At 69.2% G+C, this 9803-nt stretch carries 11 protein-coding genes; 2 read left to right on the top strand and 9 right to left on the bottom strand.

Annotation, left to right across the window (positions count from 1 at the left end; genetic code table 11):
- Positions 1 to 159: 159 nt before the first annotated feature.
- Entirely contained in the window at positions 160 to 1068 is a 909-nt protein-coding gene (dapA, locus tag JZ792_RS31210) for a 4-hydroxy-tetrahydrodipicolinate synthase (protein WP_216916287.1), read from the bottom strand.
- 149 nt (positions 1069 to 1217) lie between these two features.
- Between dapA and JZ792_RS31205 the strand changes: the two genes are divergently transcribed.
- The gene (locus JZ792_RS31205; RefSeq protein ID WP_109527555.1) at positions 1218 to 1661 is read left to right on the top strand and encodes a toxin-antitoxin system HicB family antitoxin; all 444 of its coding nucleotides are present in this window, start codon (positions 1218 to 1220) and stop codon (positions 1659 to 1661) included.
- Between the two features lie 18 nt (positions 1662 to 1679).
- On the opposite strand, the gene JZ792_RS31200 is transcribed toward JZ792_RS31205, so the two are convergent.
- From JZ792_RS31200 to JZ792_RS31165, 8 genes are all read right to left on the bottom strand, one after another.
- Positions 1680 to 2879 (bottom strand): winged helix-turn-helix domain-containing protein, encoded by a 1200-nt coding sequence (locus JZ792_RS31200; protein ID WP_216916285.1) that lies wholly within the window; start codon positions 2877 to 2879, stop codon positions 1680 to 1682.
- Between the two features lie 69 nt (positions 2880 to 2948).
- On the bottom strand, positions 2949 to 3968 hold the full coding sequence (locus JZ792_RS31195; RefSeq protein ID WP_216916282.1) for a DUF8320 family protein: 1020 nt from the start codon (positions 3966 to 3968) through the stop codon (positions 2949 to 2951).
- Entirely contained in the window at positions 3961 to 5223 is a 1263-nt protein-coding gene (locus JZ792_RS31190) for an ATP-binding protein (protein WP_308165522.1), read from the bottom strand. The genes JZ792_RS31195 and JZ792_RS31190 overlap by 8 nt, the downstream gene beginning before the upstream one ends.
- A 23-nt stretch (positions 5224 to 5246) precedes the next feature.
- On the bottom strand, positions 5247 to 5966 hold the full coding sequence (locus JZ792_RS31185) for a response regulator transcription factor (protein ID WP_254190611.1): 720 nt from the start codon (positions 5964 to 5966) through the stop codon (positions 5247 to 5249).
- A 125-nt stretch (positions 5967 to 6091) separates the two neighbouring features.
- Entirely contained in the window at positions 6092 to 6544 is a 453-nt protein-coding gene (locus tag JZ792_RS31180; protein WP_216916277.1) for a flavodoxin family protein, read from the bottom strand.
- A 3-nt stretch (positions 6545 to 6547) separates the two neighbouring features.
- Positions 6548 to 6982 (bottom strand): hypothetical protein, encoded by a 435-nt coding sequence (locus JZ792_RS31175; protein ID WP_216916294.1) that lies wholly within the window; start codon positions 6980 to 6982, stop codon positions 6548 to 6550.
- A 183-nt stretch (positions 6983 to 7165) separates the two neighbouring features.
- Positions 7166 to 7912 carry a 4-hydroxy-tetrahydrodipicolinate reductase gene (gene dapB, locus JZ792_RS31170; RefSeq protein ID WP_216916275.1) on the bottom strand — a complete coding sequence of 249 codons (747 nt, stop codon included), beginning with the start codon at positions 7910 to 7912 and terminating at the stop codon, positions 7166 to 7168.
- A gap of 143 nt (positions 7913 to 8055) precedes the next feature.
- Positions 8056 to 9159 (bottom strand): alcohol dehydrogenase catalytic domain-containing protein, encoded by a 1104-nt coding sequence (locus JZ792_RS31165; protein ID WP_216916273.1) that lies wholly within the window; start codon positions 9157 to 9159, stop codon positions 8056 to 8058.
- Positions 9160 to 9359: 200 nt separating this feature from the next.
- On the opposite strand from JZ792_RS31165, the gene JZ792_RS31160 reads away from it, so the two are divergent.
- Positions 9360 to 9752, top strand: coding sequence for a VOC family protein (locus JZ792_RS31160; RefSeq protein ID WP_216916271.1), 393 nt, complete (start codon positions 9360 to 9362; stop codon positions 9750 to 9752).
- Positions 9753 to 9803 lie beyond the last annotated feature (51 nt).

The raw sequence follows: 9803 nt of genomic DNA, 5'->3' as shown, positions 1-9803 counted from the left end.
GGGGTAGGGGCGGCGGGCGGCGGCGCGCCCGCGGCACGGCTCGCGGTACGGCGGGGACGACGGGCCAGGGGCTCACTCATGCGCGGACCTCCACGGCGCTCGGTCGGATATCGGTCACGCTCGTAGTGTCACTGCTCGGACTGTCACTACTCGAATCGCTCACGCCAGCACCCCCGCCAAACGCAGGTCGGCGGCGAGTATCTCGAGTTGTTCGGCATTGGGCATCAACTGCGGCAGACGCGGCTCGCCCACGTCGATGCCGAGCATACGCAGGCCGCCCTTGCTCATGGCGACACCGCCCAGACCGGCCATCGCCGCGTTCAGCGGAATCAGGCTCGCGTTGATGCGGCGGGCCCGCTCGACATCACCGGTGTGATAAGCGTCGACGAGTTCACGCAACCGCTCGGGCACCAGATGTCCGATGACGCTGATGAATCCGACCGCGCCCACCGAGAGCCAGGGCAGATTGAGACAGTCGTCACCGGAGTAGAAGGCCAGGCCGGTGCTCGCGATCAGGTCGGCGCCCATGTTCAGATCACCCTTGGCGTCCTTGACCGCGACGATGCGCGGATGTTCGGCGAGGACGCGAATGGTGTCCGGTGCGATGGGCACCATCGATCTCGGTGGAATGTCGTAGAGCGTGACCGGCAGATCGGTGGCGTCGGCGACCGCGGTGAAATGCGCGATCAGACCGGCCTGGGTCGGCCGCGAGTAGTACGGCGTGACCACGAGCAGGCCGTGCGCGCCCGCCCGCTGCGCGTTGCGCGCGAGTTCGATGGAATGCGCGGTGTCGTAGGTGCCCGCGCCCGCGATGACGGTGGCGCGCGCACCGACGGCGTCGACGACGGCGCGCAACAGGTCGGCTTTCTCCGATTCGGTGGTCGTCGGCGATTCGCCCGTGGTCCCGGAGATCGCGAGCAGATCGACACCGCGATCGACCAGGCGAGCGGCCAAGGCCACCCCGGCATCGACATCGAGCTTGCCGTCGGCACTGAAGGGGGTCACCATCGCGACACCTACCGTGCCGGACGCGCGCAGCTCCGTTGGCGTCGATTCACCGTTCGTCATGGTCAGAAAGGTTACCCGCTCTGATGGGCACGCTCGACATCCAAGTCCGCCGACGGGTCGGCGGGCGCACGTGATTCGCCTCCCATTTGCTGCCCGATGACATCAATTCCGACCTTGCGTGACATCAGATATGACACCACAATGGTGTCATGGATCTGAACAAGTACACCGCCCGCCTCCGCGAGGATCTCATCGCCGCGGCGGCACTCGGCGACGAGAAAACGCAGGCCACGGCCGCGGCGCTGGCAGCGGCGACGGAAAGTTCGGCGCGGCTCGCCCTGCTCGCCGCACTGTCCGATCTGGCCACCGAGGTCAGCGCGGCACTCGGCGACCGCACCGTGCACGTCTCGGTGAACGGCACGGACGCGACGGTCGATGTCCGCAAGAATCCGGGCGGTGAGGAGCATCAGACCTTCGAGGAGATGACCGGCGACATCAGTCGCGTCACGCTCCGCATGGTCGAGCAGCTCAAGGCCAAGGCCGAGGAGGCCGCCGCCCAGAGCGGGGTCTCACTGAACTCCTGGCTGTCCACCGCGGTCTCCGGAGCACTCAAGGACCAGATGCGCGGCTACGGCCCCAAACGCGATATCTGAGGCTCGGTTCGCCCGCGATCAGAGCAGCGGCGCGAGATCGCCGCGCTCACCGAACACGATGTCGTCGAGTTCGAGCCAGTCCGCCATCTCACGCAGCGAATTCCGCAACGCCGCGGCGGTTTCCGCGGTGCCGTGCCCGGGTTCGGCGAAAGCGCCCGGCACCAGCAGGCGGCCCTTGGCGCGTTCGGCGCGCAGGTCGACACGGCCGACGAGTTCGCCGTCGAGCAGGAACGGGAAGACGTAGTACCCGTGCACCCGCTTGTGTTCGGGGGTGTAGATCTCGATGCGGTAGTGGAAGTCGAAGATCCGCTCGATGCGGGGACGGCAGAAGACCAGCGGATCGAAGGGGCACAGCAGGGCGGCGCCCTCGATCCGACGCGGTGTCGCGGCGCCCGCGCGCAGGTAGGCGGGTTTGTCCCAGCCCGCGACCTCCACCGGTTCCAGTTCGCCCTCGGCCACCAGTTCGGCGATCGCGGGCAGGGTCTGGGATCGCTGGAGACGGTAGTAATCACGCAGATCCGATTCGGTGCCGATGCCGTGCGCGGTGGCCGCGCGCAGCACGAGTTCGCGGACCGCGTCCGGCTCGGGAATCTCGCGCGCCGCGATCTCCGGGGGTACAACGCGTTCGGTCAGGTCGTAGTGACGGGCGAAGCCGACCCGCTTGGGCACCGAGAGCTCCCCCGCGGCGAAGAGCTGTTCGCAGATCAGCTTGGTATCGCTGAGATTCCACCACGAGCCCTTGCGCTTCGGTTTGTCCAGCTCGAGATGACGTTCCACCTCGTTCGCCGTCGACGGGCCCACCTCACCGATGACGTCCAGAATGTCCTTGCCCAGGGTGGGATTGCGTTCGACCACGGTGCGCGCCGACCCCCAGCGACCGTTGCGGTACTGCGCCATGCGCCACCGGAACAGCGGCCAATCCTCGACCGGAAGCAGTGCCGCCTCGTGGGCCCAGTACTCCACGAGTTGCCTGGGCCGCCGCGCGGAATCCGACCAGGCCGCCTCGTCGAGCAGCGCGCGGTCGTAGGCGCCGATTCTGGCGAAGATCGGCGCGTAGTGCGCGCGCACCACGGCCGAGACCGAATCCAGTTGCAGCACCTGGGTTCTGGCCAGCACATCCAGGACCGTCCTGCGCGTGTTGACCGCGGGCCTGCGCCTGCCGAAGCCCTGTGCCGCCACCGCAGTCCGGCGCGCCGCCGCCGCCGTCATCTTCCGCATCGGGGAAGGATGCCACGAGGGTCCGACACGTTCGGCGGGCGAGAACCGGATCGGTCGATCACCCGGCGATCACGTGGTGACCGATACCTCACCCGCGGCGTCGATTTCGGTCCGTCGATCGGCGTCGGAGGCGTTCGCCAGCACGGTCGCGAGGATCCGGCGCCCCATCGGGAGCACCCGTACCGTCACCGAACCGGTGTTCGCCGCGTCGAGTTCCCGCGTCGCCGCGTCGATCACCCGCTGACGCACCCACAGCGGCACACCGGCGAAACCACCGTCGTCGAGCAGTACCACCTCGACCCCGCGCGAGCGCGCCCCACGCGCCGCGCTGCTCAATTCGTCGGTGACCAGCTGCGGCGCACGCAGGCCGTCGCGTAGTTCGGCCTCGAGCAGGCGGCACTGCTCACGTTCGGACGCGGTGAGTTCGACGCCGTCGGCGATCCGTTCCAGGATCGGCCGCGCCACCTTGTCCAGCCGGGCGAGTTGCCGGGCGCGTTCACCGTTCTCCGCGGCCATGGTCGCCTCCGCGGCGGCCCGCAGGGTGGCCTCCTCGCGCAACAGCCGCAGCGAACGTTGTGTCGGCCGCATGATCGCCGCGCACACCGACACCCCGGCCACGGTCGCCACCGGGACCACCGATCCGGCGATCACCCCGACCCGCAGACCGGCGACGAGTCCGACCATCGCCACCACGAGCGCGATACCGGCGACACCGAGCCAGGCGGCGCCGACACGGCCACGCAGCACGAGCACGGCGAGCACATAGGAGGAGGCGAAGGCGGTCCACACCGGTTCCGCCCACCCCGTCTCGATCTCGAGCGTGGTCAGCACCGTCGCGATCGGACCGGACGCGGCGACGAACACCGTCGCGGGAACCGGCAGCGGATCCACCGGAATCACCAGCACGAGAGCCCCCGCCGAGGTGAGCAGCCCGATCGCGGCCACGACGGCGGGGAACGCCGCGGTCTCGAAGTTGCGGACCATGTACAACACGATCGTCACCTCGAGCACCAGCAGGAACAGCCACGCCGCCCGATCGCGCAGGCCGAGCAGATCGCGCAGCCCGAACTCGGTGTCGGTGTCAGCCATCGCCACCCCAGACCAGGGTCACCGTCGTTCCCTCACCCGGACTCGATTCCACGAACCCAGCGCCACCCGCCAGTTGCCGCATCCGGCCCAGAATGCTGACCGAGACGCCGAGCCGATCGGCGGGCACCTTGCCGAGATCGAAACCCGCGCCGTCGTCGCGGAACACCACGCGGATACCGCCCGCGCTCACCGTCACCGTCACGATGCGTCGCAACGCCCGGCCCGGCACGGTGGCGTGACGCAGGCTGTTGCGCACCGCCTCGGCCAGTGCGGCGGCGATGGTGCCCGCCGCGTGCACCGGCAGTCGCAGATCGTCGAAACCCGCCCAGCGCCTGGCGGTGAATTCGATGCCGGAGTTGACCTCGTGCACCGCGGCGCGCAGGAAATGCACGGCGGACTGGGCGTTGAGCAGATCCGGCTCGATATCGCTGCCGCGCGCCGCCTCCAGTTGGGTCAGCGTGCGTTCGGCCTGTCCGCGCAGCACCGGGGATTCGGTCCCGGCGCGCGAGGCGTCGAGCAGGGTCGAGAGCACCGCGTCGTGGATGAGGGCGGCGAAGCGCGCGCGCTCGCGGTCCCTGGCCGCGGCCCCCGCGGCGGCGGCGGCCCTGCTGCTCGCGATCGCCGACTCCCGGTCGACGCGCGCGGCGGCGGCCCTGGCGTAGATCGCACACCACAGAAACAGCGCGCACAGTCCGGCCGCCCTGGCGAAATCGCCCGCGAACGACCAGAAGTCCTCCTGCGGGAAAACCGCTCCGTTGGCCAGGGCCGCCAGTATCGAACCGACGACCAGATATCCGATCGCGGGTGACGGACGCCAGGCCAGCGCCGCGGCCAGCACACCGAGCGCGAACACCCGGTACAGGTACAGCGACGTGGTGTGGTCGGGCATCCGCTCGTACACCGCGGGGGCGAGGGCAAGGGCGAGTAGGTAACTGATCGCCGCGCCCATCGCCACGGCCTGGATGGTCGCCCTGCCCATCGCGATCGAGACCACGGCCAGTACCGGGAACAGGCCGAAGGCCAGCACCGCCACCACGACGGTCCATCCGATCGGCGCGAACCGGCTCTGATCGATGATCTCGGGAACCTCGACCACGCAGGCGATCACCCCGGCCAGCCCGAAGATCGAGCCGAGTCTACGCAGGATGCGGTCGGCGGCGGCCTCGTTCTTCGTGCGTTCCGACAGCCCGGTGAGACCTCGCCACCACCGCGCCGTGCGCACCGGATCGACCGAGGCCGCACTCGCCGCCGGCACGTCGCCCAGTGTGCCGAACGCGGTCATCCGCGCGGATGCCGCTCGGGAACCGGTAACCAACCGTCCTCGACGGCCCTTTTGTACAGGTCGGTCTTGGTGGGCGCGGGCCTGCCCGCGTCGGCGTACTTCTGCCTGATACGTCCCAGGTAATCGTTGACGGTCTGCTCGGACAGCCCCGTCAACCGCGCCACCCTCGACGCCTTCTCACCGGAGGCGTACAGCGTCAGCACTTCCTCCTGACGCGGGCTCAGCCCGACATTCGACAACTGCGGGTCGCCGTCGATGGCCGCGGCCCAGTCGGTGGTGATCACCTGTTCGCCGGACGCGGCACGCCGCACCGCCGCGACCACCGTCGGGACATCCTCGGATTTGCGCACCACACCGAGTACACCGGCGCTGGCGGCGGCGCGCACCAGGAAGGCATTGTCGGCGCCGGTGAACACCAGCACTTCGACGCCGCGTTCGCGCAGCGCGCGCACGTTGTCCTCCGGCGACGAGCCGTCTGCCAGCCGCAGATCCAGCACTACCAGATCCAGATCGACCGTGGCCGAATCACTTTCGGCCGCGGTGAGCAGTTCCGGCACCGTCCCTGCGGTCAGCACCAGATCCAGATCCGGTTCCGGCGACAGCATCGCGGCCAGTCCGATCGCGACGGATTCGTGGTCTTCGACCAGCCCGATCCGTCGCGGTGCGCTCTCGCCCCCTTCGGCCCACATCACCTCGACACTCCATCCCGAGCGCATCCGGCGCCCACCGCTCCAACGTCACCACGCAGTATGACGGGCGGACGGGGTCCACGGTCAGACACCAGAAATCGGGGGTACGCCCCGGTCACCCGGGCTCGAGCCCGTTCCGGGCCCGCGGTCACTCAGTCCATCAACTGTGCGGCGATGGTCGCGCCCAGATTCCAGCACGCCTCGAGATCGGCTTTGGTGGGCTTACCCGACACCACCACGTAGTCGGCGGCCCGCACCCATCCCAATCCGGTCGTGATGGACGTGACGCCCTTCTCGGCGCCCTCGGTGCCCTCGTTGCCGTGCAGGTAGAGGCCGAACGGGCGCCCCCGCGTCGAGTCGAGGCACGGGTAGTAGACGACGTCGAAGGCGTGCTTGAGCGCACCGCTCATGTACCCGAGGTTGGCGGGGGTGCCGAGCAGGTAACCGTCGGCCTCGAGTACGTCGGTCGGCGTCACCGCCAGCGCGGCTCGGCGCACGACCTGCACGCCCTCGATCTCCGGGTCGGTCGCGCCGGAGAGCACCGACTCGAACATCTCCTGCGTGAACGGAGACGGGGTGTGGTGGACGATCAGCAGCCGGGCCATCGCCTATCCCTCGCGTTCGAGCCGTTCCAGGGCGACCGCGCGACGCATGGTGTCGCGGGCGCGGCGGCGGTCACCGGCGTAGTCGTAGGCGCGGGCCAGGCGGTAGGAACTGCGCCAGTTGTCGGGGTCCGCTTCCCATTCGCGTTTGACCCGGTCGAACAGTTCGTCGGCCGCCGCCCGTTCGATCCGTCCGGACGGGCGGACCGGCAACTGCGAGACGTCGACCTCCAGACCTTCGGCGACGGCCTTGCGGGCCAATCGCTGATGGTCGAGCGCCGCGCGCACCGTTGCCCAGACGATCCAGACCCCGACCAGGGGCAGGATCAGTACACCGATGCCGATGGCGACGGCGGCGAACTCACCGGAACCGATCAGGCTCACGGCGATGCGGCCGAGCAGCAGGAAGTAGAAGCCCAGGATCAGGACCAGCACCGTGATGAGTCCGACGACGACACGAACGTCGTCCTTGCGTCCGGATTCGCCCGGTGCGGGGACCGGCGTCTCCTCTTCCGGCTGATCAGCCACGATCACACCCGGCGGGGGTTCGGCGGATGTCGACGACACCGGTGAGCGCACGGTCGCGGAATCCGATCGGCGCCGACGACGTGCCGGTCGATCCGATCACAGGTCCAGGAACGGGTCGAGGCCCACGGTCAGGCCGGGACGTTTCGCGATCTCGCGCACACCGAGCAGGACGCCGGGGGCGAAGGACGAGCGGTCGATGGAATCGTGGCGGATGGTGAGCGTCTCACCCTGGGTGCCGAAGAGCACCTCCTGGTGGGCGACGAGTCCGGCCAGGCGCACCGAATGCACGCGCACGCCGTCCGCGTCCGCGCCACGGGCGCCTTCGAGTTCGGTGCTCGTCGCATCGGGACTGAGCCCGACGCCCGCGCGTTTACGCGCCTCGGCGACGAGTCCGGCGGTGCGGTAGGCGGTCCCGGACGGCGCGTCGGCCTTGTTCGGGTGATGCAGTTCGATGATCTCGACCGATTCGAAGAAACGGGCGGCCTGTTCGGCGAAACGCATGGACAGCACCGCGCCGATCGCGAAATTCGGCGCGATGAGCACACCGGTCTCCGGGCGATCGGCCAGCCAGCCGCGCACCCGATCCAGCCGGGCGACGTCGAATCCGGTGGTACCGACCACCGCGTGGATGCCGTGTTCGACCAGGAATTCGAGATTACCCATGACGACGTCCGGGTGGGTGAAGTCGACGACCACCTGGGTGCCAGATTCGGTGAACGCCTCGAGCGAATCGTCCTTGTCGACGGTGGCGACCAGTTCCAGATCCGCGGCCGCCCGCACCGCCGCACAGATCGCCTGACCGACTTTGCCCTGTGCTCCCAGCACTCCGACCCGAATGGTCACCGCACCTCCTCGTTTCGCTGACGTTGCCTCAGCCTAATTGGGTACGCACCGCGAACGGTCGCCGCCCTTCTGTGATCCGCGACGCGGAACAGCGCTCGGCCGTGCCTCGCACGGGGCAGACCATGCTCGGCCCGGCGCGGCCTTCACTCGAAGACGATCACCTGGCGCAACGCGTGCCCGGCCGCGAGTTCGTCCATCGCGTGATTGATCTGTCCGAGCCCGATATGCGACGACACCAGCCGCTCGACCGGCAGCCTGCCCTCGCGCCACATGCGGACGTATTCGGGGATGTCGCGCGCGGGCACCGCGGACCCCAGGTAACTGCCGACGATCGAACGCCCCTGGGCGACCAGCGCCAACGGCGAGATACTCGCCTTCGCGTCGGGCGCGGGCAGGCCGACGGTGACGGTGGTGCCGCCCGCGGCGGTGGCGGCGACCGCGGTCTCGAAGGCGCGGATATTGCCCGCCGCCTCGATGACGATCTCCGCCTGCACGCCGTGTTCGGTCAGTTCGGCCGGGGTGTAGGCGGCCGTCGCGCCGAGTTCCTTCGCCAGCGCGAGTTTCTCCGGCACGGTGTCGACGGCGATGACCTCGCCGCCGAGCGAAACTCCGACCAGCACCGCGGCCATTCCGACGCCGCCGAGACCGACCACCATGACCCGGTCGCCCGGACCGGGTGGTGCGGAATTCAGCAGCGCGCCGCCCCCGGTGAGCACCGCGCAGCCGAGAACCGCGGCCACCTCCGGCGGGACGTCGTCGTCGACGGGAACCACCGAACGGCGGTCGACCACCGCGTGCGTCGCGAACGCGGAGACTCCGAGGTGGTGATGGACCTCCGTGCCGTCGCGGCGCAGCCTGCTACCGCCGTTCAGCAGCTCACCGGCATTGTTGGCGACACTGCCGGGACCGCACGGCGTGCGGCCGTTGCTCGCGCAGCCCGCGCATTCGCCGCAGCGCGGCAGGAAGGTCATCACGACCCGCTGTCCCACGGCGATATCGCTGTCACCCGGCCCGATCGCCTCGACGCGGCCCGCCGCCTCGTGTCCGAGCAGCATCGGCACCGGCCGCACCCGGTTCCCGTCGACCACGGACAGATCCGAATGGCACAACCCGGCCGCTTCGATACGAACCAACAACTCACCCGGTCCCGGATCGCCGAGCTCCAGATCGCACACCGTGATCGGCGTCGAATCGGCGAACGGCGCGGGCGCCGCGATCCGCTCCAGAACAGCACCGTGAATCCTCATTCCTGCGACGCTACCGCGCGCCCGTGACGTGCGAACACACACCGCCGAAGTACCCTCGCGTACCGCCGGACCACCGTCGATCGCCGATGGCTGGCGAACTCCGGGGTGGCCGACTACTATCGTCGGCCGTGACGGTGCTCCTGTCGGCCGCCTTGTACCGAGCCCAGGGTCGGGGCCGTCACGACACGAGGAGAAATCCCTTGTCGGTACAGTTCAACCACACGATCGTCGGATGCCGCGACCACCGGGTGTCCGCGGAATTCTGGTCGGACATACTGGGTTTGGATATCGCGGGCGAATGGGGCCCGTTCATCGCGGTTCCCACCGCGAACGGCGTGACCTTCGATTTCGCGAATGTCACCCCGGATGCGGAAATCCCACCGCAGCACTACGCCTTCCTGATCTCCGAAGCCGAATTCGACGCGGCATACGCCAAGATCCAGCGCTACCGGCTCGAGCATTGGGCCGATCCACATCAGCGCGGCGTCGGCGAGATCAACCACAACGACGGCGGTCGCGGCGTGTATTTCCTCGACCCGAGCGGTCACTTCCTGGAGATCATCACGGTGCCCTACGGCGGCGGCCCGGCGTAGAGCACCGACCGGATCCGGCTGCCCGAATCCGTGGCCGGGACCGCCCGCGGA

It is taken from the genome of Nocardia noduli (assembly GCF_019038455.1).
Taxonomy (GTDB): Bacteria; Actinomycetota; Actinomycetes; order Mycobacteriales; family Mycobacteriaceae; genus Nocardia; species Nocardia noduli.
Note: the sequence above shows the minus strand (reverse complement) of the source record. Positions and strands in the feature narration are given on the sequence as shown.